26 protein-coding genes are annotated in these 25293 nt (G+C 64.0%); 12 read left to right on the top strand and 14 right to left on the bottom strand.

Annotated elements, in window-relative coordinates; all coding sequences use genetic code 11:
- The first annotated feature begins 11 nt into the window (after positions 1 to 11).
- The gene (locus AC1C2Q_RS14105) at positions 12 to 482 is read left to right on the top strand and encodes a DNA modification methylase (RefSeq protein WP_495431849.1); all 471 of its coding nucleotides are present in this window, start codon (positions 12 to 14) and stop codon (positions 480 to 482) included.
- 70 nt (positions 483 to 552) lie between these two features.
- On the opposite strand, the gene AC1C2Q_RS14100 is transcribed toward AC1C2Q_RS14105, so the two are convergent.
- Positions 553 to 1236 carry a response regulator gene (locus tag AC1C2Q_RS14100; RefSeq protein ID WP_495431848.1) on the bottom strand — a complete coding sequence of 228 codons (684 nt, stop codon included), beginning with the start codon at positions 1234 to 1236 and terminating at the stop codon, positions 553 to 555.
- Positions 1233 to 2456, bottom strand: coding sequence for a sensor histidine kinase (locus AC1C2Q_RS14095; RefSeq protein WP_495431847.1), 1224 nt, complete (start codon positions 2454 to 2456; stop codon positions 1233 to 1235). Before AC1C2Q_RS14095 ends, AC1C2Q_RS14100 begins: the two co-directional genes overlap by 4 nt.
- A gap of 198 nt (positions 2457 to 2654) precedes the next feature.
- Here AC1C2Q_RS14095 and phoU point away from each other — a divergent pair, with 198 nt between their 5' ends.
- Complete coding sequence (phoU, locus tag AC1C2Q_RS14090) at positions 2655 to 3362, top strand: phosphate signaling complex protein PhoU (RefSeq protein ID WP_495450642.1); 708 nt, start codon at positions 2655 to 2657, stop codon at positions 3360 to 3362.
- An 83-nt stretch (positions 3363 to 3445) separates the two neighbouring features.
- On the opposite strand, the gene AC1C2Q_RS14085 is transcribed toward phoU, so the two are convergent.
- Positions 3446 to 4189, bottom strand: a complete 744-nt coding sequence (locus AC1C2Q_RS14085; protein ID WP_495450641.1) for a phosphoglyceromutase — start codon at positions 4187 to 4189, stop codon at positions 3446 to 3448.
- A 47-nt stretch (positions 4190 to 4236) separates the two neighbouring features.
- On the opposite strand from AC1C2Q_RS14085, the gene AC1C2Q_RS14080 reads away from it, so the two are divergent.
- A complete protein-coding gene (locus AC1C2Q_RS14080) occupies positions 4237 to 5058 on the top strand; it encodes a class I SAM-dependent methyltransferase (RefSeq protein ID WP_495450640.1) in 822 nt (273 codons plus the stop codon).
- Positions 5059 to 5069: 11 nt separating this feature from the next.
- Here AC1C2Q_RS14080 and AC1C2Q_RS14075 read toward each other — a convergent pair whose 3' ends face one another.
- From AC1C2Q_RS14075 to AC1C2Q_RS14060, 4 genes are all read right to left on the bottom strand, one after another.
- On the bottom strand, positions 5070 to 6008 hold the full coding sequence (locus AC1C2Q_RS14075) for a phosphotransferase family protein (RefSeq protein WP_495450639.1): 939 nt from the start codon (positions 6006 to 6008) through the stop codon (positions 5070 to 5072).
- 52 nt (positions 6009 to 6060) lie between these two features.
- Positions 6061 to 7182: a CAF17-like 4Fe-4S cluster assembly/insertion protein YgfZ gene (gene ygfZ / locus AC1C2Q_RS14070; protein ID WP_495450638.1), complete on the bottom strand. Its 1122-nt coding sequence runs from the start codon at positions 7180 to 7182 to the stop codon at positions 6061 to 6063.
- A gap of 2 nt (positions 7183 to 7184) precedes the next feature.
- Complete coding sequence (locus AC1C2Q_RS14065) at positions 7185 to 7787, bottom strand: heme-binding beta-barrel domain-containing protein (protein WP_495431843.1); 603 nt, start codon at positions 7785 to 7787, stop codon at positions 7185 to 7187.
- Positions 7788 to 7948: 161 nt separating this feature from the next.
- Positions 7949 to 8239: a hypothetical protein gene (locus AC1C2Q_RS14060; RefSeq protein WP_495431842.1), complete on the bottom strand. Its 291-nt coding sequence runs from the start codon at positions 8237 to 8239 to the stop codon at positions 7949 to 7951.
- Positions 8240 to 8375: 136 nt separating this feature from the next.
- Between AC1C2Q_RS14060 and AC1C2Q_RS14055 the strand changes: the two genes are divergently transcribed.
- The 7 genes from AC1C2Q_RS14055 (at position 8376) to pstB (ending at position 16483) form a co-directional block, all read left to right on the top strand.
- Entirely contained in the window at positions 8376 to 9062 is a 687-nt protein-coding gene (locus AC1C2Q_RS14055; protein WP_495431841.1) for a winged helix family transcriptional regulator, read from the top strand.
- Positions 9063 to 9116: 54 nt separating this feature from the next.
- On the top strand, positions 9117 to 11282 hold the full coding sequence (locus tag AC1C2Q_RS14050; protein WP_495431840.1) for an RNA degradosome polyphosphate kinase: 2166 nt from the start codon (positions 9117 to 9119) through the stop codon (positions 11280 to 11282).
- Positions 11279 to 12241, top strand: coding sequence for an NUDIX hydrolase (locus AC1C2Q_RS14045; protein ID WP_495450637.1), 963 nt, complete (start codon positions 11279 to 11281; stop codon positions 12239 to 12241). Before AC1C2Q_RS14050 ends, AC1C2Q_RS14045 begins: the two co-directional genes overlap by 4 nt.
- 135 nt (positions 12242 to 12376) lie before the next feature.
- Positions 12377 to 13492 (top strand): phosphate ABC transporter substrate-binding protein PstS, encoded by a 1116-nt coding sequence (locus AC1C2Q_RS14040; protein WP_495450636.1) that lies wholly within the window; start codon positions 12377 to 12379, stop codon positions 13490 to 13492.
- A gap of 115 nt (positions 13493 to 13607) precedes the next feature.
- Positions 13608 to 14579 (top strand): phosphate ABC transporter permease subunit PstC, encoded by a 972-nt coding sequence (pstC, locus tag AC1C2Q_RS14035; RefSeq protein WP_495450635.1) that lies wholly within the window; start codon positions 13608 to 13610, stop codon positions 14577 to 14579.
- A 1-nt stretch (position 14580) separates the two neighbouring features.
- Positions 14581 to 15675, top strand: a complete 1095-nt coding sequence (pstA, locus tag AC1C2Q_RS14030) for a phosphate ABC transporter permease PstA (RefSeq protein WP_495450634.1) — start codon at positions 14581 to 14583, stop codon at positions 15673 to 15675.
- 28 nt (positions 15676 to 15703) lie between these two features.
- Positions 15704 to 16483 (top strand): phosphate ABC transporter ATP-binding protein PstB, encoded by a 780-nt coding sequence (pstB, locus tag AC1C2Q_RS14025; protein ID WP_495431835.1) that lies wholly within the window; start codon positions 15704 to 15706, stop codon positions 16481 to 16483.
- Between the two features lie 22 nt (positions 16484 to 16505).
- Here the strand turns inward: pstB and AC1C2Q_RS14020 are convergent, their stop codons facing one another.
- From AC1C2Q_RS14020 to AC1C2Q_RS13995, 6 genes are all read right to left on the bottom strand, one after another.
- Complete coding sequence (locus AC1C2Q_RS14020; protein ID WP_495450633.1) at positions 16506 to 18203, bottom strand: long-chain-fatty-acid--CoA ligase; 1698 nt, start codon at positions 18201 to 18203, stop codon at positions 16506 to 16508.
- Between the two features lie 31 nt (positions 18204 to 18234).
- The gene (locus AC1C2Q_RS14015) at positions 18235 to 19119 is read right to left on the bottom strand and encodes an aminodeoxychorismate lyase (RefSeq protein ID WP_495450632.1); all 885 of its coding nucleotides are present in this window, start codon (positions 19117 to 19119) and stop codon (positions 18235 to 18237) included.
- Positions 19120 to 19336: 217 nt separating this feature from the next.
- Complete coding sequence (locus AC1C2Q_RS14010; protein WP_495431832.1) at positions 19337 to 19966, bottom strand: DNA-directed RNA polymerase subunit beta; 630 nt, start codon at positions 19964 to 19966, stop codon at positions 19337 to 19339.
- A gap of 19 nt (positions 19967 to 19985) precedes the next feature.
- Complete coding sequence (locus tag AC1C2Q_RS14005; RefSeq protein WP_495450631.1) at positions 19986 to 20753, bottom strand: anti-sigma factor; 768 nt, start codon at positions 20751 to 20753, stop codon at positions 19986 to 19988.
- Positions 20750 to 21349 (bottom strand): ECF RNA polymerase sigma factor SigK, encoded by a 600-nt coding sequence (gene sigK, locus AC1C2Q_RS14000; RefSeq protein ID WP_495431830.1) that lies wholly within the window; start codon positions 21347 to 21349, stop codon positions 20750 to 20752. The genes AC1C2Q_RS14005 and sigK overlap by 4 nt, the downstream gene beginning before the upstream one ends.
- Before the next feature lie 90 nt (positions 21350 to 21439).
- A complete protein-coding gene (locus AC1C2Q_RS13995) occupies positions 21440 to 23155 on the bottom strand; it encodes a cytochrome c biogenesis protein DipZ (protein WP_495450630.1) in 1716 nt (571 codons plus the stop codon).
- A gap of 151 nt (positions 23156 to 23306) precedes the next feature.
- Here AC1C2Q_RS13995 and AC1C2Q_RS13990 point away from each other — a divergent pair, with 151 nt between their 5' ends.
- The gene (locus AC1C2Q_RS13990) at positions 23307 to 23984 is read left to right on the top strand and encodes a fasciclin domain-containing protein (RefSeq protein WP_495450629.1); all 678 of its coding nucleotides are present in this window, start codon (positions 23307 to 23309) and stop codon (positions 23982 to 23984) included.
- Positions 23985 to 24523: 539 nt separating this feature from the next.
- On the opposite strand, the gene AC1C2Q_RS13985 is transcribed toward AC1C2Q_RS13990, so the two are convergent.
- Positions 24524 to 25039 (bottom strand): CGNR zinc finger domain-containing protein, encoded by a 516-nt coding sequence (locus tag AC1C2Q_RS13985; protein ID WP_495450628.1) that lies wholly within the window; start codon positions 25037 to 25039, stop codon positions 24524 to 24526.
- Between the two features lie 25 nt (positions 25040 to 25064).
- Between AC1C2Q_RS13985 and AC1C2Q_RS13980 the strand changes: the two genes are divergently transcribed.
- A complete protein-coding gene (locus tag AC1C2Q_RS13980) occupies positions 25065 to 25292 on the top strand; it encodes a hypothetical protein (protein ID WP_495431826.1) in 228 nt (75 codons plus the stop codon).
- Position 25293 lies beyond the last annotated feature (1 nt).

The raw sequence follows: 25293 nt of genomic DNA, 5'->3' as shown, positions 1-25293 counted from the left end.
CAGGAGGACTCGTGAAATCGCGCCTTGTAGCGTCTGCCGCCGTCAGCGCCCTTGTTCTGCTCGGCGCGACGGGATGCACCTTCATCACCCCGCAGTCGACCGACATCCAGTACTCAGCGTCTGATGGGGTGAACATCCCCGACTCGGACGGGCCTCTCGCGATCCGCAACGCGATGATTATCGCAACGGAAGACGGCTCCACCGGCAACCTCGTCGCAGCCATCGTCAACGACACCGACAAGGCCGAGAAGCTCACCGTGGAGATCGCGGGCGGCGAAACTCTCACCGTCCGCGTCGGCGCGGGCGACACCTTGAGCCTTGGCGCGAACGCTGAGCCGCTGCGCATCGAAGATCTCAACACGATGCCTGGGGCCACCATCGAGCTGTACTTCCAGTCTGGCGACGCCACCGGAGCCAGCGCCGAAGTGCCCGTCCTCGACGGAGCTCTCTCGTACTACGCAGACCTGGTTCCACAGGACTGACACTGATCCTCATCAGCACCAGCTGACGAGAGGCCGGCACCCATACGGGTGCCGGCCTCTCTTTGTTCACTCAGCCCTCGAAGCGATAGCCCAGTCCGCGAACGGTCACCAGCATGACCGGTTCACTGGGGTTCTCCTCGATTCGCGAGCGGATGCGTTTGATATGCACGTCAAGCGTCTTGGTGTCTCCGAAGTAGTCGCTGCCCCACACTCGGTCGATCAGTTGACCACGTGTGAGCACCCTGCCGGAATTACGCATCAGCAGCTCGAGCAGCTCGAACTCCTTCAACGGCATGTTGATTCCCGCACCTGCGACAGTGACCGTGTGCCGATCGATGTCGAGTGCGACCCTGCCACCGTCGAGCACACGCTCGTCGAGGTCGCTGTCGGCCTGCACGACCCGACGCAGTACCGCGCGCATGCGAGCAAGCAGTTCGCGAGACGAGTACGGCTTGGTGATGTAGTCGTCTGCGCCCAACTCCAGTCCGACGACGATGTCCACTTCGGAATCCTTTGCCGTGACCATGATGATCGGCACAGTGGACGTGGAGCGGATCTGCCTGCACACCTCAGTGCCCGGCATACCGGGAAGCATGAGGTCGAGCAGCACGATGTCTGCGCCGCGTTCTCCGAACGCGGTGAGGGCGCCAGGGCCGTCCTCTGCGATCTCCACCTCGTAGCCTTCGCGGCGCATCAGGTAAGCAAGCGGGTCCGCGAGGTCGGGTTCGTCCTCGACGATCAGGATGCGAGTCATGCGGTGTCTCCGTTTCGGACGCGATTGGATGCGACAGCCTTGGCCGCTTTCCGCGCGCGCTTCTTCTTGATCTTCCGGTCGGCGTCTTCCGTTACCGGCGCTTCGATTCGTGGCAGGACAATGGTGAAAGTTGATCCGCGGCCGGGGCGCGACCACAAGCGCACCTCGCCTCCGTGCCGTTGGGTGGCGTGCTTCACGATCGAGAGGCCGAGGCCGGTGCCACCAGTTCGCCTCGAACGCGCTTCATCTGCGCGATAGAAGCGCTCGAAGATGCGTTCGCGGTCAGATTCGGTGATCCCGATGCCCTGATCCGACACCGCAATCTCAACGGTTTCGCCCTCAATCTTGATGCCGATGCCCACCCGAGAGCCGTTCGATGAGTAGACGATCGCGTTCGCGATGAGGTTGCTGACCGCCTCGATGAGAATCTGCGCGTCACCACGCACGAAAGCACCTCGATCACCACCGCGAAGAAGCTCGACGCCAGCGGAATCGGCCTGCACGGCATGCGCCTCGACGGACGCCGTGACGACCTCGTCGATGGCAACCGGGTCGAAATCAGTGATCCCATCAGCCGCCTGCAGACGAGACAGGCTCATGATACGACCGGTGAGCTGGCCGAGACGCGATGCCTCTGCCGAGATGCGAGCGGCAAAGATGCGCACCTGTGCCGGGTCATCTGCCGCCGATTCGATCGCCTCAGCGAGCAGGCTCACCGCGCCGACCGGCGTCTTCAGCTCATGGCTGGTGTTGGCGACGAAGTCGCGGCGCACCTGATCCAATCGTTCCTGCTCGGTGACATCGCGGATGATCAACAGCGTCAGCCGCGGCCCCAGCGTGCTGGCTCGCGCCGACACCAGTCGTGGGTCCAGGCTCATGCCGGGGCGCGTGATTCTCATCGTCTCGGTCGTGGATGCTCCGATCGAGCGCACCGTGCGCACGAGCTGGCGCAACTCTTGGTTGTCAAGCGTCTCACCGACGTCGATCCCGAACCGCGCAGCAGCATGGGAGGTCGCGAGTACGAGCCCCGACGTGTCAATGACACAGGCCGCGTCATCCATGCTGTCGAGCACGTCCGCCGTGCCCTGCGGAACGGTGGCGGAAGATTCCTCTACGACCTTCGCGCGCGCCCGATACGCCCACACGATGAGAGCCGATAACCCCCCGCCGATCACTAAGCCCACAGCAAGTGCAAGGAACGTGATCTGCGGCGGGGACATGTCTCAAGCGTAGAGTGCGTTCACCCGAACTTCGGCGAGTTTCCGCATCAGGGCGGGAAGCGTCGAACTAGTATTCACATACTGGGCACCGTTCGTTAACCTTCAACGAACACAATCGCTGTGGGCGTGCGAACACCGCTGCTCCCCCCATCGGCCGGCCGGAACCGCCCGAGATCCGAACGAAAGGTTGCGCCGCACATGCGCGAAGTCTTCCACCAGTCCCTCGAGGACCTGCAGTCTCGCCTCGTGGAGATCGCTGACCTTGTCACGGTCTCCATCGACAAAGCCACCCGCGCCTTCGCCACCAGCGACGTATCGCTTGCTGAAGAGGTGATCGCCGACGACTCGAAGATTGACGACCTGGCCCTCAAGCTCGACGAGCAGGCCATTGAGATCCTCGCGCGTCAGCAGCCGGTCGCGCGCGATCTTCGCATCGTCGTCTTCGCTCTGCGTGTGAGCGCTTCCCTGGAGCGCATGGGCGACATGTCAGAGCACATCGCCCAGCTCGCTCGCATGCGCTTCCCTGAGCGCGCCATTCCGAAGGGGCTCAAGAGCACTTTCACGAAGATGGGCGAGCAGGATGTCGAGATCGCCCGTACGCTCTCAGAGCTGCTGCGAACGCAGGACCTGCGCTTGGCCGACACCATCCGCAACGCGGATGACGAGGTCGACGAGCTGCACGCCCGCGTGTTCGAGAAGGTGCTCAGCGACACCTGGAAGGGTGAGGCGAATGCGACCGTCGATGCCACACTCGCCAGCCGTTACCACGAGCGCTTCGCGGACCACGCGGTTGCTGTAGCCAAGAAGGTCGTCTACCTCGCCACTGGCGACTGGGACATCCGTGAGGACGATATCGCTCAAGCTGCGGCCGATGCTGCGGGCAGCGACGGCAAGGGCCTGGCCTGACGCCCTACCTACCTACCTAAAGCCGAGGGCCCGTGATGCAGATGTCTGCATCACGGGCCCTCGGCTTTTACCCGGGTTCGGCGTTACTTCTTGCCCTGGGATGCGACGGCGGCGGCTCCAGCGGCAGCAGCCTCGGGGTCGAGGTAGCGACCAGGACCGGTGGGAACGTTGTTCTCGTCCAACTCGTAGATCAGCGGGATGCCGGTGGGGATGTTCAGCTCGGCGATCGCGTCGTCACTGATGCCGTCCAGGTGCTTGACAAGGCCGCGCAGCGAGTTGCCATGCGCGGCGACGAGGACGGTCTTGCCTGCTTCGAGGTCAGGAACGATCGCGCTCTCCCAGTAGGGCAGCATGCGGTCGATGACGATTGAAAGCGACTCGGTGCGGGGCACCTCACCGTCGATGCCGACGTAGCGGGGGTCGTTCACCTGGCTGAACTCGCTGGCGTCATCGAGCAGGGGCGGTGGCACGTCGAACGAGCGACGCCACAGCTGGAACTGCTCTGGACCGAACTCCTCCAGCGTCTGCGCCTTGTCTTTGCCCTGCAGAGCGCCGTAGTGACGCTCGTTGAGCCGCCAGGAGCGGGTCACCGGGATCCACAGGCGGTCGGCGGCATCCAGCGCGATATCCGCGGTCTGGATCGCGCGGCTGAGCAGCGAGGTGTGCAGAACGTCGGGCAGCAGGCCGGACTCGGCGAGCAGTTCGCCGCCGCGGCGAGCTTCGTTCTTGCCCTGTTCGGTGAGTCGGACATCCACCCAGCCGGTGAACAGGTTCAGTTCGTTCCACTCGCTCTGGCCGTGGCGGAGCAGGATGAGGGTGCGCGTCATGGCTCCAGTCTATCGAGAGCCCTCGCCGCCGATGGCAGGATGGATGCATGGCGTCATCTCCACTCGGGCATCCCACCAGGGGCACCACGGGCACGAACAGACTGCGCCGTAACGATCGCTGGATCGCCGCCAGCGACGCATTTCGCACTGCCGCAGATCCATTGGTAATCGATCTGGGATTCGGCGCCAGCGGTGTGACCGCGTTCGAGTTGGCAACCAGGCTCGGCCGGGTGCGTGCGGATGCCGAGGTCATCGGCTTCGAACTCGATCCTGAACGCGTCGCCACCGCGCGCAGACAGCTAGAGGATGTGCGCGCGGGGCGCACGCCCTTCTCCCCCGATCTTCGCGTCTCCTTCGCGCGTGGCGGGTTCGAAGTGCCCATGATCGACGGCAGGCGCCCGGCAGCGATCCGAGCGATGAACGTGCTGCGCCAGTATGACGAATCGGAAGTTCCGGCCGCATGGGCGTCGATGGCTGCCCGGCTCGCTCCGCAGGGACTGCTGTTCGAGGGCACCTGTGACGAGATCGGGCGGATCGCCAGCTGGATCGACGTCACCGGCGACGGGCAGCCTCAACGTTTCACGATCTCACTGCGGCTGGCCGAGCTTGACCAGCCCAGCATCGTCGCCGAGCGGCTGCCCAAAGCACTCATCCACCGAAACGTGCCAGGTGAACGCGTGCACGACCTGCTCGTCGGCCTGGATCGGGAATGGGACCGTGCTGCGCCACTGTCGACCTTCGGCGCGACGCAGCGATTTCTCGCTGCTGCGAAGGCACTCAAGGAGCAGGGATGGCCAGTCCTGGGCGGCCGCAGCCGCTGGCGACTCGGCGAGCTCACAGTGCCGTGGAGCGCCGTCGCGCCGCGCTGAGTTCGGCTATCTCAGCCCCAGCGCTCCTGCAGCCAGGCCACACCTGCAAGCGCTTCGCTGCGCTGGAAGGAACGGATGGTCGGCATATTCGGTGGGGCGGGCCTACGCGCCTGGTCGAACCAACGGCCGATCGCTCCCGCGAGAACCGCGTCGATTTCCTCAGCCGACACGCCCTCGAACAGCTCGTGAGTGCGCAGCAGGTGCTCCGCGTCTACCGTCTCGCCGCGCAGCCTGGCATCGAGCAAGTAATCCACCCCATCGACCCACCTCGCGCCGACAGCAGCCCACGGCCAATCGATGATCCAGGCCTTGCCCGCACGATCGATGAGGATATTGTCGGCCCGGCCATCCAGATGCATCAGATACTCACCGTCGACCGCTTCGCATACATCTGAGGCCGCTCGCCGCAGCCTCTCATACGAGCCCAGCACCCACTGCGGCAGATCCGCGCCCGCGTCATCGGCGGTAATTGCAGCCCAACTGTCCCGTTCAGCGGTGAACTCCTCAGATGCCAAGGGCAGCGATGCGAGTGCCGACCCGGAGACCACCGGCAACGTCGCGAAAGCATCGAGCACAGCGACGGTGTCGGAACCGTCGAGCAACTCACCCGGATGGCGGGCCTCCACGTCCTCAAGGATCAAAGCGACCCAGTCATCCGCGGTCCATGATCCGAGCAGCCGAGGTGCGCTGACTTCCGCAGGAAGCGCCGACATCACTTCGATCTCGCGTGTGTGCAGCTCGAATGCTCCAGAGTTGTGGTCACGGCACACTGCCTTGACGAAAGCACGTCGCCCATCCGACGTCGCAACACGATCGGCGCTGCCGGGCGAGAAACCACCGGTTTGGCTGACCGTCGAGGTCACTGGCCCGCCGAGGAGGCGCGCGCACTCGACATGGATCCCTTCAGGAAGATCTACCCAGAGCGTGCGGGTCTTTACCGGCTGCGACATCCGCCCACGATATCGCGAGGCCGGAGAACATCACCCAGTCGCGTCCGCCTTGCTACGCTTTGCGCGGATCCTGTCCTTCGGCACGACGAGAGAGCCGAGTGAGCCTGGGCACATCGGCGGTGGCACCGGCATCCGCCGGCACGATCACCTGCTGCGCCGCGGGGACATCGATGCCCTCTGCCCGCACGACCAACTCAACGGTCGGCGCACGGCGCGACAGCATCGCCAGCGCGATCGGTCCGTCTTCATAGTGCCTGGCCACTGAGGTGATGTGCCCGACCTCTGCGTCACCTGCGAAGACCGCAGCCCCCGGCTCCGGCAGTACGGCATCGCTGCCATCAAGGTGCAGGGCGGCAAGGCGGCGCGGCGGGTGCCCGAGATTGTGCACCTTCGCGACCGTCTCCTGACCGCGGTAGCAGCCCTTGTTCAGGTGCACCGCACTGCGGATCCAGTCTGCCTCGTGCGGCAGCGAACGCTCATCGACCTCGCTGGCCCAGCGCGGCCTCCAGGCTGCGATACGCAGCGCCTCGACCGCGAGAATGCCAGCGGCATCGAATGTGGGGACAGCGGATGCAACGGCATCCGCCTCGACGATCGCTACACGCCACGCGTAATCAGCGGCGGGATGCTGCTCGACATTTGCATACTGATGCCCGCCAGGCTGCACAGTGCTCCATGGATCAGACCATACGAGCGGCGTGCCATTGGGTGCTGCCGCGATCGCGCGTGCCGTGGCCTCTGCATCCCCGCCGGCGAAGAAACCGAGCAGTCCAAGCTCTGTGCGCACGGTCACCGTGACACGCGAGCGGAAGACCATGCGCTTCAGCCAGGCGGCGAGAGGCTCGGCATCTGCGGCGTCTGCGATCAGCCACACGGACGAGCCGTCTTCGAAGACACCGGCAGCGTGTTCGACGCGCCCCTGCGGATCAAGCACGAGCAGCTCAGTGCTGTCACCTGCGCGCAGACGGGCAACGGCCTGCGAAGTGATGGAGTCCAGCCAGCTCAGGCGGTCTTCCCCGGCCACTTCGATCACAGCGCGATCCCCCAGCGGCGCGATGGCGCTGCCTGCGAGTAGACGACGCTGCTCTCGCATGGGGTCGCCCAGGTGCATGAGGACGCCGTCGGTTTCGACTGCGCCAGGAAGTGCGGCAAAGGCCTCGATAAGTGTCGACATCATCAGACCCTCGCCAGACGAGCGGATGCGTGCGACGCCAGCGTGGCGCCGAGAGCGGCGATGTCCCAGGCCCAGAGCAGGTGATCATCGACCAGGCCATACATACGGCTAGCTGCGCGGTATTCCTTGCCGCCTGCACCGCGCACGATCGCATCGGTCACGATGTCGACACGAGGGCCGTTGATTTCGCCCAAATACAGCTCAAGCGCGCCGTCAGAGTGCGCGACCGACACCTCCAGCGGGAAGCCGCCGGATGAAGTGCGAAGCAACTCGACGTCGTGAACGGTACGCACCGGGGCGGCGCCGACCGGTGGCAACAGGGCCGGACCGGCATCTGCCGCTGTCGCAGGACGAGCGATGCGCCAGAAACCCATCTCGGCAACGAGCGGCACGGATGCTTCGCCCTCTGCCGCTGCCATCCACGCTGTCGCGGAATAATTCAAGTACCCGGTGCCGTCGTGGCTGAAGCTCACCCGATGGGTGAACTCGCCTTGGAATCGGTGATCATCCGCGGTGTAATCGATGACCCCGGTGCCTTCCCAGACGCCGATGAGCCAGCTCAGCGGCGCGAGATCAGCAGGAAGGTCGGTAGGAAGCTCGATCATTGCGCTCAGCGCTGGCCGCGGAACAGGTTCCGAAGCACCACACCGGCGACGAAGAAGATCGCGAGACTCGCAAGGCCCAGCAGACCGATGAAGAAGAGTTCAAGAGCGACAAGGTCCATGACACCACTCTACTCTTGCTGTCAGCCCTCGCGGCGAGTGCCTCAGGCAGGGACCAGCGCAGCCAGAGCGAAACCCGCCGAGACCATGCCGAGCAGCAGCAGTGCGCCGGTCACGCTCGCGGCCAGCCGGAAAATGAACCCCTTGGTCTGGCCGTACCAGAGCTGCAAAGCGAAGGCGAGCAGAATCGCGCCACCGAAACCGACAAGCAGCCACTGGAACCGCCACTCCTCCGGCACGAAGATACCGATGACGACCGCAGCAATGAGGGCGGCAGCCCACACGACGGCGACGCCACTCAGTGGGCTACGCGGTGCGAGAGCGGGTTCAGGCATGAGTCCATTGTTACGCATTCGTCGCGGAATGCACCCACAGCAGGTCACGACGTCGGCTCTCGCTCGGTATCATTGGCGCACGGCTTCCCCCGATCGCCGTGCAGGGCGTCGACCTCGTCGCCCGAAAGGAAAGTGCGTGGCTCTGATCCTTGTTCTGACTTCTGCTCCCACATCGGAGCAGGTTCTGCCCGCCCTCGATCTGCTCAGTCATCGTGTGCGCCAGATCCTTGCAGAACCCGCTCAACTCGTGAGCGCGCCCGAGAGCGAGATCGTGATCGTCGATGGCAGACACGACCTCGCCGGTGCCAAGTCGCTGTGCAAGTTGCTGCGCACGACCGGCCAGGACGCTCCGCTTCTGCTCGTCGTCACGGAAGGCGGTATGAGCGCCGTCTCCGGAGACTGGGGCATCGACGATGTGCTGCTCACGAATGCTGGCCCGGCGGAGACCGATGCGCGCATCCGACTGGCGATCGCTCGCAGCGATGCCAGTGCCGCGCCCACCAGAGTGCAGGCATCCGGCGTCTCGATCGATGAACAGTCGTACTCCGCCAAACTGCACGGCAAGGTGCTGGATCTCACCTACAAGGAGTTTCAGCTGCTGCACTTCCTCGCCACGCATCCGTCACGCGTATTCACTCGCGAACAACTGCTGAGCGAAGTGTGGGGCTACGACTACTTCGGCGGCACACGCACTGTCGACGTGCACGTGCGTCGGCTGCGCGCAAAACTCGGCGACCAGGAACAGATCATCGGCACCGTTCGCAACGTCGGGTACCGCTTCAATGTGTACGACGAAGAGCAGTTGGCTGCCACGTCCCCGTGACACTGCATTGACTCGTTCACACACGTGTCACCTGGCAATGCCAAGATATACAGCATGATCGAACCCGCTTTCGCAGACGCTGGCCTCGGTGACGCTGAGGACGATGACTTCGACGCCATCGAGTCCCCGGACTCGCTGCTGCCTGACCACCGGTACCACGACCGCGAGATCAGCTGGCTGGCGTTCAATCAACGCGTTCTGGAACTGGCCGAGGACTCGAGCCTCCCAGAACTCGAGCGAGCGAACTTCCTGGCGATCTTCGCGAGCAACCTTGACGAATTCTTCATGGTGCGCGTGGCCGGCCTCAAGCGCCGCATCCTCACCGGACTCGCCATTCCCACAAACGTAGGCAGATCACCCTCGGATGTCCTCGCTGATATTTCCAACGAGGCCCATGCCCTGCAGCGGAGGCACGCCGCCGCGTGGACCGAACTCGTTCGACCTGCTCTGGCGGATGCCGGGATCGAGATCACCGAATGGGACGCACTCACCGATGCTGAGCGTGCCGCCCTCACCGAGTACTTCCAACTGCACGTCTTCCCTGTGCTCATGCCGCTTGCGGTTGACCCGGCGCACCCGTTCCCCTACATCTCGGGGCTCTCACTGAACCTCGCGATCCGCATCCGCAACGCGCGCACCGGCCGGCAGGAATTCGCCAGGCTCAAGGTGCCACCGATGCTGCCGCGACTTGTCGAGGTGCCTGGTACCAGTGAGATCAAGCGATTCCTGCCGCTCGAGGATTTACTCTCGAATCACCTCGGCGATCTCTTCCCGGGGATGGAGGTGCTCGATCATCACGCATTCCGCCTCACCCGCAACGAGGATGTGGAGATCGAGGAGGACGAGAGCGAGAACCTGATTCAGGCGCTCGAAGCCGAGCTGCTCCGACGCCGATTCGGACCGCCGATCCGGCTCGAGATCGCAGACGACATGGATGACGTGACCCTTGATCTGCTGATCAAAGAGCTCGACATCACCGATCAGGAGGTCTACCGCCTCCCCAGTCCGCTCGATCTGCGCGGACTATTTTCCCTCTCCCGCGTCAACCGCCCCGATCTGCGCTATCCGCCGCATCTGCCGACGACGGCAGTCGCCTTCCAACCCACCGGCTCGAACAGCCGCGCCGACATCTTCGCCGCGATCCGCAAGAACGACGTGCTCGTGCACCACCCGTACGAGTCGTTCGCGACGAGTGTGCAGGCATTCCTCGAGCAGGCAGCGCGCGACCCGCACGTGCTCGCGATCAAGCAGACGCTGTACCGCACCTCGGGAGACAGCCCCATCGTGCAAGCGTTGATCGACGCGGCCGAGGCAGGAAAACAGGTGCTCGCCCTCGTCGAGGTCAAGGCCCGCTTCGACGAAGCGAACAACATCGTCTGGGCGCGCAAGCTCGAAAAGGCCGGCGTGCATGTCGTATACGGGCTCGTGGGCCTGAAGACGCACTGCAAGCTCGCTCTCGTCATCCGTGAGGAAGGCGGGATGCTGCAGCATTATTCACACGTCGGCACGGGCAACTACAACCCGAAGACGAGCCGCGTCTACGAAGACTTCGGCCTGTTCACCGCGGATGCGCAGGTGGGCAAGGACCTCACCCGACTGTTCAACGAGCTCAGCGGCTACGCGATCGAGAAGAAGTTCAAGCGACTTCTGGTCGCTCCCCTGCACCTGCGCAAGGGGCTCCTTCGCCAGATCGACAACGAGCGAAAGAACGCCGAGGCAGGCGGTCGCGCTCACATTCGCATCAAGGTCAACTCGATGGTCGACGAGGAGATCATCGATGCTCTCTATCGTGCGAGCCAGGCCGGGGTCAAGGTCGACGTGTGGGTGCGCGGCATCTGCAGCATCAAGGTCGACCTGCCAGGCATCAGCGACAACATCACCGTACGCAGCATCCTTGGACGCTATCTTGAGCACTCCCGGATCTTCGCGTTCGACAATGCCGGCGACCCCCAGATTCACATCGGCAGCGCAGACATGATGCACCGAAATCTCGACCGACGAGTCGAGGCCCTGGTGCGAGTGACCGACGCGGCTCACATCAAAGAGCTGTTGGCATTCTTCGACCTCGCCATGGATGATGGCACCACCTCCTGGCATCTCGGTGCAGAGGGTGTCTGGGAGCGCCGCTCCACTGATGCTGAGGGAAATCCACTCATCGATCTGCAGGACAAGACGATGAGCCAGATCCAACGGCGCCGTCGCACGCGGTCGGTGCGATGACGACGATGGAGATCGGCGTGCGCGACGACAAGGCCGTGTACGCGGCGGGCGCCGTCGTGTGGCGATTGGTCGAGGGCAAGCTCCGTATCCTCCTGATCCATCGCACGAAGTACCGTGATGTGACACTCCCCAAAGGCAAAGTCGACCCTGGTGAGATGCTCGCCCAGACGGCGGTGCGTGAAGTGCATGAGGAAACCGGCATCCGGGTGAGCCTCGGAGTTCCGGTGGGCGTCAGCCGTTATTTCATGCGTCCCAAGCGTCAGAAGGTCGTGCACTACTGGGCTGCTGAGGCAACCGAGGAGGCGATTCGCAACTCCGCTTTCGTGCCGAATCATGAGATCGCCGCGCTGGAATGGATGAGCCTGAAGAAAGCACGAAAGTGCCTCAGCTATCCGGTGGATCTGGAAATTCTCGATGAGTTCGAACGACTCGTCGACGATGGCGTGCTGCACACGTTTCCGATCATCGCACTGCGGCATGCGAAGGCAGTCAGTCGCTCCGAGTGGGCGATGTCGGATGCTTCGCGTCCGCTGACCGAGCGCGGCAAGCGGCAGGCGGCGGCCATCGTCGCGCCGCTGCGCGCCTTCGGCATCCGCAAGATCATCACCAGCGACGCCACACGCTGCGTGCAGACCGTCGCACCGCTTGCGAAGGCCCTCGACCGCAAGCCGGTGGAGACGGAGCGCATCAGCCAAGACGCCTGGGAAGAGGGGCGATCGGACGTGCGCGCTGTGATTGGCAAGCGCGTGCGCTCACGCAAGCCCGCCGTACTCTGCAGCCACGGCCCCGTGCTTCCAGACATCCTCACCGAGCTCGCGCTCGCGACCGGAACGTTGCGCGGCTCCTACGTCAGCAGCGCCGCAGATCTCGAGGTCGGCGCCTTCTCTGTCGCGCATCTGTCAGCGACAAACCCCGGTTCGGGCATCATCTCGATCGAGACGCACGTTCCGAAGATCTGACCGATCCCTACCCCAAGGGGTCGCCAGTCGTTCACCTTCCGTTTACCTGCACGGGAGAATCTCGTTAACCGCCGCGCCTAGCGTCACTGTGTGCCCTGCACCGGGCCTCAACCATCCACGATCGAAGGATCCACAGTGAAGATCTCCCGAATCGCCCGAATTGGCGCCATCGGCGCCATCGCCGCCCTCGCTCTCGCCGGCTGTGCCGCGAACGAAGCTCCCGCCGACGACACATCCGCCGCGCCCAGCGATGACACCACCGCATCCGAGCTGTCCGGCACCATCGACGCCACGGGCGCTTCCTCGCAGGCAGCGGCCCAGGAAGCATGGGTCGCCGCTTTCCAGACCGCCAACAGCGACGTCACCGTCAACTACGAGCCCACCGGCTCCGGCACTGGCCGCGAGAACTTCCTCGAAGGCGGCAGCAACTTCATCGGCTCCGACCGTGCGTTCAACGACGAGGAAGTCGCCGCCGGCGGCTTCGGCGCGTGCACCACTGACGACATCGTCGAGGTTCCGCTCTACATCTCCCCGGTCGCCGTCGCGTTCAACATCGAAGGCGTCGACACACTGAACCTGGATGCCGCCGCCATCGCGGGCGTCTTCGCCGGAACCATTGCTAACTGGAACGACCCGGCCATCGCCGCCCTGAATGACGGCGTCGAGCTGCCCGACCTGGCCATCTCGCCGGTGCACCGCTCCGACCCGTCCGGCACGCAGGAGACTTTCACCTCGTACCTCAGCGCGACCGCGGCAGATGTCTGGACCTTCGAGGCCGCTGACGTTTGGCCGATCGAGGGCGGCGAAGCCGCTCAGGGCACCTCAGGTGTGAAGCAGGCGATCACTGCCGGCAACGGAGCGATCGGCTTCCTGGACGCCTCGCAGGCTGGCGACCTCGGTCAGGTCCACGTCGAGGTTGACGGCGAATTCGTCCCTTACTCGGCAGAGGCAGCATCCCTCCTGGTCGAGAACTCCCCGCTCGTCGAAGGCCGTGGCGACGGAGACCTCGTGTTCGACGTTGACCCTGCTTCGGCCACGGGTGGCGCGTACCCGATCGCTCTGGTCAGCTACCTGATCGGCTGCGAGCAGTACGAGGACACGAACATCGCAGCGCTCGTCAAGGCGTACTTCACCTACATCGCCAGCCCCGAGGGCCAGGCTGCTGCAGAAGAGAACGCCGGCAACGCCCCGATCTCGGACGGCCTGCGCGAGCAGGTGCTCGCTGCAATCGACATGATCCAGGTCGGCTGATCGCAGCTTGACTGTACAGAACTGATATTGCTGCCCTCGCACCCCGAACAGGTGCGAGGGCAGCAATGAGCACGCTACGCTTCACCCCGACTCCTCCGCCCGAAACAGGGAGAACATGAGCACGACCGAGCAGGTACAGACCGCGCGCACCGATCCGCCGGCCCCGATCACCGCCAAGCAGAGGCTCGGCGACCGTGTGTTCTCTGGCACCGCACTCAGCGCCGGAATCATCATCCTCGTGGTCCTCGCGGCCGTCGCCACGTTCCTCATCATCCAGAGCATCCCCACATTCCAGGCCGACACCAGCGACAACCACATCCTCAAGGGCGAGTCGTTCTTGACGTACGTCTGGCCGCTGGTTTTCGGCACGCTCTGGGCCGCGTTCATGGCGTTGGTCATCGCCGCTCCGATCTCAATCGGCATCGCGCTTTTCATCTCGCACTACGCGCCCCGCAAACTTGCATCCTTCCTCGGCTACATCATCGACCTGCTCGCCGCCGTTCCCTCGGTCGTCTTCGGCCTGTGGGGTGGCCTCGTGCTGGCCCCGCTGCTCCAGCCCATCTACGCATGGCTGAGCGAGAACGCGAGCTGGATCCCGTTCTTCCAGGGTCAGGTCTCCTCGACCGGAAAGACGATTCTGACAGCTGCTCTGGTGCTCGCCGTGATGTGCATTCCGATCATGACAGCGATCTCCCGTGAGGTATTCCTGCAGACGCCAACGCTCCACGAAGAGGCAGCGCTCGCACTCGGCGCGACACGCTGGGAAATGGTGCGGATGGCCGTCCTTCCCTTCGCCCGCGGCGGCATGGTCTCTGCGGCAATGCTCGCCCTCGGCCGCGCACTCGGCGAGACGATGGCCGTCACGATGGTGCTCTCACCGGCAGCTGTCGTCAGCTTCCTGGTGATCACCGCCACCAACCCCACGCCGATTCCCGCGAACATCGCCCTTGCCTTCCCCGAAGCGCATGGCACCGGCGTCAACACGCTCATCGCGACCGGCCTCATCCTCTTCGTCGTGACCTTCGCGGTCAATGCGTTGGCGCGCTGGATCGTTGCCCGCCGCGCCGAGTTCTCGGGAGCGAACTGACATGACCATCGCAGAAGCCGCCAGCGTTTCGCTCGCCCCCAACGTCTCTCTCACCTCCGGCAGACTTCCGAAGTGGGCTCCATGGGCTCTGCTGCTGCTGTCACTCGTGATCTCGTTCGCCGTGTTCGGCGTTGCGAGCATCGGCCAGGACCCAGCCGACTTCAACGTGGTGGGCGCATCCATCATCGGCATCGTGCTCTACATGGTGCTGATCACGGTCCTGTCGATGATCGTGGAAAGCCGTCGCAAGGCCGTCGACCGGCTGATGACGGCGCTCGTCGCGACAGCGTTCCTGATCGCCCTACTGCCGCTCATCTCTCTGCTCTGGACCGTCGTGTCGAACGGTCTCAACCGCTTTGATGCGGAGTTCTTCTCGTTCTCGATGCGCAACGTCGTCGGCGAGGGCGGCGGAATCGTGCACGCCATCTGGGGCACGCTGCTGATCACTCTCACCGCCACGGTGATCTCGGTGCCCATCGGCCTGATGACCTCGATCTACCTGGTCGAGTACGGCCGCGGCAGACTCGCGAAGGGCATCACATTCTTCGTCGATGTGATGACGGGAATTCCGTCGATCGTCGCGGGTCTGTTCATCTACGCGGTGTTCTCGTTGATCTTCCGGCCCGGAATCTCGATGGGCATCATGGGTGCACTTGCGCTGGCCGTACTGATGACGCCGGTTGTCGTGCGTGGCAGCGAGGAACTGCTGAAGATCGTCCCGAACGAGCTGCGCGAAGCAGCCTACGCGCTGGGCGTTCCGAAGTGGCTCACGATCCTCAAGGTCGTACTGCCCACCTCAATCGCGGGCATCATGACCTCGGTCACCCTGGCGATCGCTCGCGTGATCGGTGAAACCGCGCCGCTCCTGCTGACCGCCGGGTTCACAATGAGCATGAACACGAACATCTTCGACGGACAGATGATGACGTTGCCCGTGTTCGCGTACAACCAGTACATGAACCAGGGCACGAACCCGGATGCCGCGCTCGACCGCGCATGGGCATCTGCGCTCACCCTGATCCTGATCGTCATGGTGTTGAACCTGCTCGCGCGACTGATCGCGAAGTGGTTCGCCCCGAAGACCTCCGGCCGCTGAGTCGTACCCGATATTTAAGGAATCTCCCGTGTCTAAGAGCATCGAAGTCAATGACCTCAACGTCTACTACGGCGACTTCCTCGCCGTGGAGGGCGTATCCCTCGACATCCAGCCGCGCAGCGTGACCGCGTTCATCGGACCATCCGGTTGCGGCAAGTCCACGTTCCTACGCACGCTGAACCGCATGCACGAGGTTATTCCGGGTGCGCGCGTGCAGGGTGAAGTACTGCTGGACGGCAAAGATCTGTACGGCCCCGGGGTCGACCCGGTGCTCGTTCGTCGACAGGTGGGCATGGTGTTCCAGCGCCCGAACCCGTTCCCGACCATGTCGATCAAAGAGAACGTGCTCGCTGGCGTCAAGCTGAACAACACGCGCATGTCCAAGAGCGACCAGGAGGCTCTGGTCGAGAGCGCCCTCACCGGCGCGAACCTCTGGAACGAGGTCAAGGACCGTCTCGACCGGCCGGGCTCGGGCCTCTCGGGTGGCCAGCAGCAGCGCTTGTGCATCGCGCGTGCGATCGCTGTGGAGCCGCAGGTCATCCTCATGGACGAGCCGTGCTCGGCACTCGACCCGATCTCGACCTACGCGATCGAAGAGCTGATCGGCGAGCTGAAGAACCAGTACACCGTCGTCATCGTCACCCACAACATGCAGCAGGCGTCTCGCGTGAGTGACCGGACGGCATTCTTCAACATCTCCGGCACCGGCAAGCCCGGCAATCTCATCGAGTACAACGACACCGCGTCGATCTTCACCGCTCCCGCGGTACAGGCGACCGAGGACTACGTGTCGGGTCGGTTCGGTTGAGCTGAGCCGAGCACGTCCGTCGCTACGCCGAGAGCATGCGATCTCGCACTTGACGGCGCAGCACCTTGCCGATGAGTGACCGCGGTAGATCATCGACCGCGGTGATTCGCTTGGGTACTTTGTACGAAGCGAGCCGAGTTCGGCAGAAGTCCCGCAGGGCGCCTGCATCGAGCTCGGCTCCTTCACGAAGCACGACGGCCGCCGCGACGTCTTCACCACCGTTCGATCGCGGGATCCCGACGACGGCAGCGGCGACGACGTCTGGATGCACCTCAAGCGCCTGCTCGACTTCGGTGGGCGATACATTGAAGCCGCCAGTGATGATGAGCTCCTTGAGCCGATCAACGATCGTTACAAAGCCGTCTGCGGAGACCTCAGCGATGTCACCCGTTCGCAGCCACCCGTCAGCAAGCAACGCTGTCGCGGTGTCACCCGGGCGTCCCCAGTAACCCTGGAAGACCTGCGGTCCGCGAATGAGGAGTTCGCCTCGTTCGCCCAGCGCCAAGTCGACGGACGAGTCACCCGGATCGGCAACACGGATTTCGGTGCTCGGGAACGGCACGCCGACGGTTCCAGGCCGTCGCGTCGGGCCCATCGGATTGCCGAGCGCCACCGGTGAGGCCTCTGTCATGCCGTACCCCTCGACAAGGAGCCCTCCTGTGGCCTCCTCCCAGCGCCGGACGGTCTCCACCGGCAGGCTCATGGCGCCGGAAATCGCAAACCGCACCGTCGACAGGTCGATCGTGCCGCGGGAGGCTGCGCGAGCGAGCTGATCATAGATCGGCGGCACCGCAGGCAGGAAGGTGGGCGGACTCGTGCGTGCAGCATCCGTCACGAGGTCGAGATCGAAGGTGGGAAACAGCACGAGCTTCGCACCGATACTCATTGCGAAGGTCAGACACAGCGTCATCCCGTAGGCGTGAAAAAGTGGCAGCACTCCGTAGAACGTCTCCTGCCCGTCAACGAGCCCTGGCACCCAGGCACGGCCCTGCATGGCATTCGCGCGCAAGTTCGAGTGCGTGAGGATGGCACCCTTCGGGTCACCGGTCGTGCCGCTCGTGTACTGGAGCAGGGCGACGTCCTCGAGCCTGGGCCCCGCCACACGACGGGAGATCCGACGGTTGTCGAGCAGTTTCTTCCAGGCGAGCGGATTCCTTGTCTTTGGCGTGCCGGTCAGCTTTTTCCTGGATTCGCGCGCTTTTCTCAGAGGCAGACGCAGGGCCAACTGTTTGGCGAACGGGAGCGCAGTCGTGATGTTGACACTAATGATGCGCTCAAGCTTGAGGTCGGCGGGGAAGCCAGCGAGCGTGTCAACGCTCTTGTCCCACACGATCGCGACGCGGGCGCCGTGGTCTTCAAACTGGTGGCGTAGTTCGCGCGGAGTGTAGAGCGGGTTGTGCTCGACGACGATCGCGCCCAGCCGCAGCGCCGCATAGAAGGCCACCACATGCTGCGGGCAGTTCGGCAGAACCAGGGCGACACGGTCCCCCTTCTTCACACCCAGCCGCCGCAGTCCTTCCGCCGCCCGCTGAATCTGCTCGCCCAGATCCCGGTAGCTCGTGACTGCACCGAAGAACTCGAGCGCAGGCCGGCGTCCGAACATCTTGACGCTCGCATCAAGCATCTCGGTCAACGTCTGCGCTGGCGTAGCTATCTCAGCGGGAACGCCGTCCGCGTATGACGCGAGCCATGGCCGTGATTCGTATGCGTTGCCAGACATGTATCCATCCTGCCTCGAACGCCGCCCGCTGTCAGTCTCGGGCAGAAAGAAGGTACTGGTTCACATCTGCAGTGAGTTCAGCGTCGACGGACAATGAGGTGCTGTCGATGGATGTGATCGGGGCTGCGAGACGGACGCTCGAGACCAGCCACGCGGCATCCGCTCGCACCAGATCGGATGCCGGAATCCGCGTGTACTCGGTCTCGAAGCCGCGCCCCGACAGGTACTCGTAGACGCTCAACTGCGTCGTGCCGTGCAGGATGCCGCCCGAGGGCGCTGGCGTGACGAAGCGGTCTCCGAAGCGGAGGATCAGCGATGCCGTCGGAGCCTCAAGCACGAAGCCGTCTGTGGACAGGAAGATCGCGTCATCCGCCCCACGCCTGCGCGCTTCGCGCAGTGCCGCCATGTTCACTGCGTACGACAGCGTCTTGGCTCCCAGCAGCAGCCAGGGCGCGCGCTCCGCCACATCCAGGTCGTACCCACGGTCCAGGGTCACGACGCGCACACCGTCGCTACGCACACGAGAGAAATCGGATGCCGGCGCCGCAGTGACCCACGCCGTCGGAGTCGGCCCGTGCTCCACGCCACGGCTGAGGATCAGTTTGATCACGGACTCCCCCGCCGGGCACTCGGCGGCTGCCACCGCGACCGCCTGACGCCACTGCTCCTGGTGCGGCACCGGGAGGTCGCACAGCCGCGCAGAGTTGGCAAGACGCTCGAGGTGCGCGATGACCTCCTGAGCGTGTCCGTCGATCACACCGATCGACTCGAACACCCCGTCGCCGCGCTGTGTGCTGAGCTCACCGACGCTGAGGGCAGGAGCCGTGGCATCCACCACGGTGAACGTGTCGGCGTAGTCGGCACGCTCCTCGTCGGAGTGGACGGGATCGATGATCAGAGCGAAGCGCTGGGACATGAATCGACTCTACGACCCGGGCGGCAACGGGAATACCGTCGGCGTCGGGACGTTACAATGGAGTAGCCGGGCCGCATAACCCCGGGCTCCAATTTTTGCCGCTTTGAGCGGCCTCCCGCCGAGAGGCGTTTCTGCGGCCCGGTCTTTCTCTGCCTACGGGCGCTCTGCCCGGGCACTCTGCCCAGGACAGCGCCGCTCCTAATGGCATGTCTTCGACTCAGGTCAAACTTCCGACAGTCCAGAGTGAGGCCGCCGCACTGAGGTCATTCGCATAGGTGTGCAGGCGTCTGGCGCGGGCGGTGAGCTCTGTCGCTCGCACCGGCTCGGTCGCCTCACAGTCATCAGCAGCGTGCGTCGCACCTGACACCTGCACCCGGCAGAACGCCGCGGCCCGTTCCAATGCAACGGCGAAGTCCCCCTGGAACACGCCCCGCAGGATCGTGTCGATGAGCGCCACGAGCTCTTCCGGGCTCGCTGGCACCGGCGCGCCCGCCACGACGGCATCCGCCGACGCGAGCTCGACTCTGCCTCGTTCGTATAGCAACGCAGAGGTCTGCGGATCAGTGTGGATCGCGAGTTGCAGCAGGTACAGGCGCCACAGCGCGCCGGGCAGTGAGACAGCAGGAGCCGACGCCCACAGCTCAGCGATGTCATCGATGCCATGCTCGCTGGTGAACGCGATCAGCCGCTTCGCGCTCTCACCGGATTCGTCGTCGCGGGCTCGCGTCAGCAGAGCGGATGCCGTGGCGTGAGCCACGCGCAGCGCTTCGGCAGAGTCGGATGCTCCGACGAGCTTGTCGAAGGATGCCGATGGTCGGCGAACCGGTCGGTGGAACTGCTCAGGCATCCATCCAGGCTACTCGCGCTCAGGCGGTCGGGATCGCGATTATCGGATCCGTCGTGGGCAGACCCGTCGGCGATCCGCCGGCTTCTTCCACCGTCACGGCGATGATGTCACCCTCATGCATGTCTCCGTCGAGCAAGGCGGTCGCAGATCCAGCATCCGTGTTGAACAGCCCAGCGGGTACAGGCTCGCCTGCGCGCACGAACCACAGCTGATACGACTGTTCCGCGCTGAGCGTGTCGAGACCTTCGGTGACCAGCACTGCATTTCCGACGGATTCCGACCAGTGGGCCGTGGCAAGCACGCCGGATTCCAGTTCGACCGTCGCCTGTTGCGCATCCGCTGCTGATTCGATCTGTTCCAAAGCGACGACGGATGCTGGTGGCGCCAGCTGCGACGACAGAAACACGGCTCCGAACCCGATGCCGACGAGAAGCACGACGGACGCGGCGAGCGTGAACAGCACGCGCGACCATCGCCGCGGAGCGCGTATCTCACCCTCAGCCGCATCCTCAGACGCATCCGAAACCACTGGTTCTGGACGACGAGGTTCGGACGGCTGCTGCGGCGTGGTGGCGATCTGCGCGAGCAGCATCTCTCGAATACCTGCAGGCGGTACGACCGGCGAGGTGGCATCGGCGAGCAGCGCCGCGGTCTCAGCGTCGCCTTCCGCGATCGCTGCCCACTCAGGATGCGCACTGAGGGCGTCCGCATAGCGCTGCCCATCAGCATCCGACAGCGCGTGCAGGGCGTTCCCTGCCGCGAGTTCGGCGAATTCGTTCTCGTTCATGCGTTCACCCCCATTTCGTTCCGAAGTCGTGAAAGTCCGTCTCTGACCCTGGTCTTGATCGTGCCCAGCGGTGCCCCGATGAGCACCGAGATCTCGCTCTGACTGTAACCGCCGTAGTACGACAGGACGAGTGCCTCACGCTGCGGTTCAGGCAGCGTCGCAAGTGCTGCGACCACCCGTTCCCCCTCGATACTCATCTCGACCTGCTCGGCGACGCTGTCGTGCGCCACTCCGATATCGCGGATGCCGACCCGAACGTCGCGATCCGTGCTGGATTGCGACGCTCTGACCCGATCGACCGCCCGGCGGTGAGCGATCGTGAGGATCCAGGTACGTCCGTGCCCTTTGTTCGGAGCGAAGCGCGCCGCGGATTGCCAGATCTCCAGGAAGACCTCCTGAAGCACCTCTTCGCTCTGCGAGCGATTGACGAGCACGCGCAGGATGAGTCCGAACACGCGCGAGGAGAGCAAGTCGTAGAGTTCCGCGAAGGCGGTCTGGTCTCCGCCGGCCACGCGGATGAGGAGGTCGGCAACGGGATCTCCCGCGGTGCCGTCCTCGCGCATATCCACGCCGTCGATGACCATCTCCACAAGCATGCCGTATCTCCTCTTCTCATCCGAACCACTCGCCGATCAGCGCGTCATTGAATACGGCTCATCCGCCACACGGCGCATCCGCCACACAGTTCATCCGAACGTGAAGGAGTATGCCTGGATGCCAGTCGGGACCTCCACTGTCAGCTCGCCGGTCTCACCGTCGGCGGTCTTCAGGAGCTCATACGACTTCGGTGTGCCGTCGACGGTGATCGTCCGACTTTCACCGTTCTGGGTGGTGACGATGATCTCTCCCTCGCCGGCGAGCACCATCCTCACCTCAGCGGCCCGATAGGTCAGGCGGATGCTTCCGCCATCACCTGTGGGAGTCGCGAATTGGGTCGCGATCTCCCACTCCCCCTCCAGGGCGAACGAGTCCGCTGGCTGCTTGTCCGGAAGCGTAAACGTCGTCGTCCCGGCGCCGTATGCGTCGCCGCCGCCGTAGTTGATGTCCTTGGAAGAGCCGAGGAAAGTTTCGGGCGTCGTCGAGCCCAGCTCCGGCGTCGCATCTGCAACCTCTGTCGGTTCTGGCAGCGTGGCTGTGGGGTCGGCGTCGTCGAGCAGCTCGCGGATCATGCTCTCGGTCGCTGCGTAGTTGCCCTCGCCGAACGAGATGTGTCGGACGGTGCCTTCGGCGTCGATGAGGTAGTGCGCGGGCCAGTAGCGGTTGCGATAGTTCGTCCAGGTGGACAGGTTGTTATCGAGTGCAACCGGGTAGTCGATGCCGAAGTCCTCGATTCCGGCAGCCACGTTGGCCGCATCCTTCTCGAACGCGTACTCGGGCGAATGGATGCCGATAACCTGCAACCCCGCATCCTTGTAAGCCTCATCCCAGGCAACGACGTGTGGGAGCGAGCGCTGGCAGTTGATGCACGAGTACGCCCAGAAGTCGATCAGCACGACCTGTCCACGCAGATCCTTCAGGTCGATCGCTTCGCCGCCCGGAGTGTTCAGCCATTCTTCGATGCCGCGAATCGATGGTGCCGTCCCGCAAGACTCAAGCTCTTCGGCTCCGTTGGTGCAGTTGTCGAGCTCGCGGTTCTCGTCGGTGACGAGGCCACCGAGGTCGAGCGCATCGGCCTGCTTGTCTGCCAGGTCCTCTTGGATTCCTGCCGTGTAGTCCGGGACCAGCCGCTGCAGCATCTGCGGCACGTTGAAGACGAGTCCGATCGCGAGTGCGATCATCGCGATGCCCGCAGCGATACGCAGTCCGCGCTCACGTGTGCGGAATGCTCGGATCCGCTCGACGACACTTCGACCAGCGAGGGCGAAGACGAGAAGCGGGATGGCCACGCCGATGGCGAAGGAGAATGTGAGCGCCACGGTTCCGACGCCGATCTGACCTGTGGCGCCTGCCACGATGATCGCCGCGAGCACCGGGCCAGCGCAGGGGACGAAGACCGCGCCGAGCGCGAGCCCGACGCCAAAGCCGCTGCCCTGGTTCTTCACTTCCTTTCGAGACTGAAGACGTTGGAAAGGCCTCTCTAGTAGCCGCTCAAGCTTCGGGACAAGCAGCCCGACGCCGAGGAGCGCGAGTACGACGATCCCTACCCATCGGATGATGTCCTGCGGCAGGTTGAGGAGTCCGAGGATGAGGGAGCCGACCAGAGTGACCAGGCTGAAGCTCAGAACGAGTCCTGCGATAACGAGATACGGACGGCTGCGTCGAGCGGGAGCAATATCCCCCTCCCCTTCAAAACGCGCCGACTGTGCACCTCCAGTGAGGAAGATGACCGGGAGTACCGGCAAGATGCACGGCGAGATCCCCGTGATGAGGCCGCCGAGCAGCCCGATGATGATGAGGTCCATTTCCTCGCCTTCCGTTGCGGGTACTTCGGATTGAGCGGCCCAACGGATTGGCTCAAAAGTTTTTGAAGAAAGTTCCCATCCAATGCGGAAGGGGCTCCGAAGAATCATCAACGCCACGGGAATTCCGTGGCTCCGATTCCCGGAGGTAGACATGTTCAGCACCAAGAAGAAGATCACCGCAGCTCTGTCGCTCGGCTTCGCCAGCGTTCTCGTGCTGTCGGGTTGTTCCATGGGCACCGACACTGCTGAAGAGGCAGAGCCCACCACACCTGAGTCTTCAGAGACGACAGAGACGACGCCTGAGGCGATGCCCGAGGACACCATGGATCCCGCGGCGAACCTCGTCGGCCCCGGCTGCGAGGCTTACGCAGAAGCTGTCCCGGACGGCGGGGGCTCGATCCAGGGCATGTCTCAGGATCCAGTTGCGGTCGCAGCATCCAACAACCCACTGCTGACGACCCTCGTCGCCGCGGTGAGCGGACAGCTGAACCCTGATGTGAACCTCGTTGACACCCTCAACGGCGACGAGTTCACCGTGTTCGCACCCGTGGACGACGCGTTTGCGATGATCGACCCGGCCACTATCGAGGGGTTGAAGACCGACTCAGCGACGCTGTCGTCGATCCTCACCTACCACGTGGTTCCCGGCCAGATCGAGCCTGCGGACATCGCCGGCATGCACACCACTGTTCAGGGTGCAGACCTCGAGGTCACCGGTAGCGGGGACGCGTGGATGGTCAACGACGCCAACGTGATTTGCGGTGGAGTCCAGACTGCGAACGCGACCGTCTACCTCATCGACTCGGTTCTGATGCCCCCGGCCGAGTGACCGGACGGATCTGATCGTGTCGGTTCGGGGGAGCAACGGCACAATCGGCAAAAGCGCGGTCGCCGACGACACCATGTCGTCGGCGACCGCGCTTTTGTGCGCACTGCGCCTCGCTGGCTTCGAGGCCCCGCGGCAAAGAACCAGTGGGAAGAACAGCTAGACTAAACGCGCGGGCCTCTAGCTCAGTTGGCAGAGCATCGGACTTCAACAAAATAGGAGCGCCTCGGGGGAAACTTCGGGGATGACACCACTCAAAGTCGGGGAACCCTTCCTGGGAAACCAGTTGGCAATCCCGAGCCAAGCCGGACGCAAGTCCGGAAGGTGTAGAGACTGGACGGGTGGCACCTACAGCGAAAGCTAAGGTGAAGGGACAGTCCAGACCACGAACGCCCAGCGGGCGGCGGCGAAAGTCGAAGTGGTATGTTAATCCGCGGGTCATGGGTTCGAGCCCCATGGGGCCCACCGCATTTAAACGTCTGACCTCGACGTTATGGTGTCTGCATGAAGAAATGCGGCACCTGTCAGAAGGCGAGCTGCGCCTACGCGCGCCCTCGGTGCCGACGCACTGCCGCACGGTTGGCGCAGCGCACCGAGCAGTATCGTTGACGGCCGTTGCGGGTGACATCCACGACGACGTTCGTGCACGGTTCGGACTCGCATCTGCCGAGTCTGTGCATGCCTCGGGTGACGAGGTGCAGGGAGGTACCGACGCTGATCACTGCACGCAGGACGAACGGGAGTGAGTCGTTCCTGTCACGGTAGTGCAGGTGCCAGCCTTCGCCGTCGTGATTGGTGAGGCGGGGGTAGGCGGCCGTCGCCGCCATCTGCACATTCAGCTGCACTGCACGTTCTTCCTCGTCAGCTGCGTCGACGATGCGCAGCCAGTCATCGACCACATCTCGCACCCCTGCGTGGTCGCCCGAGCCTGAAGGGAACGTCATTGTCATGCCGAATTCGATCGTGCGCTGCTCGATACCTACCCGGTCCTCGGGCCACTCATTCGCGAGGGATGCGGCGAGCAGCACCGCGTACTCGCCGTAAGGGTTGAGATGCATAAGGCCATTACATCATGCTAGAGATATGACCTCGCAAAATACGCTCCCGATTCGCCGTCCACACGTTCAAGCACCGGCACACGAGCACGCCTGGCTCGTCACATCACGCCACGCGACGAGTGAAGGGATCGTCCTGTACGTGCACTGCACGGGATGCGGCGTCCGTCGCGTCGACCTGCAGTCACACCCGCAGACGCCGCCGCGCGCACTCAGTCGCGAGGCATCCACAGACACGCCTGGCCCGGTGCGCTGAT

The sequence above is a fragment of the Microbacterium sp. Y356 genome (assembly GCF_059445355.1).
This window is presented reverse-complemented; position numbering and strand designations above follow the sequence as displayed.

Coding starts and splice junctions, on each gene's coding strand:
- AC1C2Q_RS14100 (WP_495431848.1), bottom strand. CDS start 1,236: ATGACTCGCATCCTGATCGTCGAGGACGAACCCGACCTCGCGGACCCG.
- AC1C2Q_RS14095 (WP_495431847.1), bottom strand. CDS start 2,456: ATGTCCCCGCCGCAGATCACGTTCCTTGCACTTGCTGTGGGCTTAGTG.
- phoU (WP_495450642.1), top strand. CDS start 2,655: ATGCGCGAAGTCTTCCACCAGTCCCTCGAGGACCTGCAGTCTCGCCTC.
- AC1C2Q_RS14085 (WP_495450641.1), bottom strand. CDS start 4,189: ATGACGCGCACCCTCATCCTGCTCCGCCACGGCCAGAGCGAGTGGAAC.
- AC1C2Q_RS14080 (WP_495450640.1), top strand. CDS start 4,237: ATGGCGTCATCTCCACTCGGGCATCCCACCAGGGGCACCACGGGCACG.
- AC1C2Q_RS14075 (WP_495450639.1), bottom strand. CDS start 6,008: ATGTCGCAGCCGGTAAAGACCCGCACGCTCTGGGTAGATCTTCCTGAA.
- ygfZ (WP_495450638.1), bottom strand. CDS start 7,182: ATGTCGACACTTATCGAGGCCTTTGCCGCACTTCCTGGCGCAGTCGAA.
- AC1C2Q_RS14065 (WP_495431843.1), bottom strand. CDS start 7,787: ATGATCGAGCTTCCTACCGACCTTCCTGCTGATCTCGCGCCGCTGAGC.
- AC1C2Q_RS14060 (WP_495431842.1), bottom strand. CDS start 8,239: ATGCCTGAACCCGCTCTCGCACCGCGTAGCCCACTGAGTGGCGTCGCC.
- AC1C2Q_RS14050 (WP_495431840.1), top strand. CDS start 9,117: ATGATCGAACCCGCTTTCGCAGACGCTGGCCTCGGTGACGCTGAGGAC.
- AC1C2Q_RS14045 (WP_495450637.1), top strand. CDS start 11,279: ATGACGACGATGGAGATCGGCGTGCGCGACGACAAGGCCGTGTACGCG.
- pstC (WP_495450635.1), top strand. CDS start 13,608: ATGAGCACGACCGAGCAGGTACAGACCGCGCGCACCGATCCGCCGGCC.
- pstA (WP_495450634.1), top strand. CDS start 14,581: ATGACCATCGCAGAAGCCGCCAGCGTTTCGCTCGCCCCCAACGTCTCT.
- AC1C2Q_RS14020 (WP_495450633.1), bottom strand. CDS start 18,203: ATGTCTGGCAACGCATACGAATCACGGCCATGGCTCGCGTCATACGCG.
- AC1C2Q_RS14015 (WP_495450632.1), bottom strand. CDS start 19,119: ATGTCCCAGCGCTTCGCTCTGATCATCGATCCCGTCCACTCCGACGAG.
- AC1C2Q_RS14010 (WP_495431832.1), bottom strand. CDS start 19,966: ATGCCTGAGCAGTTCCACCGACCGGTTCGCCGACCATCGGCATCCTTC.
- AC1C2Q_RS14005 (WP_495450631.1), bottom strand. CDS start 20,753: ATGAACGAGAACGAATTCGCCGAACTCGCGGCAGGGAACGCCCTGCAC.
- sigK (WP_495431830.1), bottom strand. CDS start 21,349: ATGCTTGTGGAGATGGTCATCGACGGCGTGGATATGCGCGAGGACGGC.
- AC1C2Q_RS13995 (WP_495450630.1), bottom strand. CDS start 23,155: ATGGACCTCATCATCATCGGGCTGCTCGGCGGCCTCATCACGGGGATC.
- AC1C2Q_RS13990 (WP_495450629.1), top strand. CDS start 23,307: ATGTTCAGCACCAAGAAGAAGATCACCGCAGCTCTGTCGCTCGGCTTC.
- AC1C2Q_RS13985 (WP_495450628.1), bottom strand. CDS start 25,039: ATGCATCTCAACCCTTACGGCGAGTACGCGGTGCTGCTCGCCGCATCC.
- AC1C2Q_RS13980 (WP_495431826.1), top strand. CDS start 25,065: ATGACCTCGCAAAATACGCTCCCGATTCGCCGTCCACACGTTCAAGCA.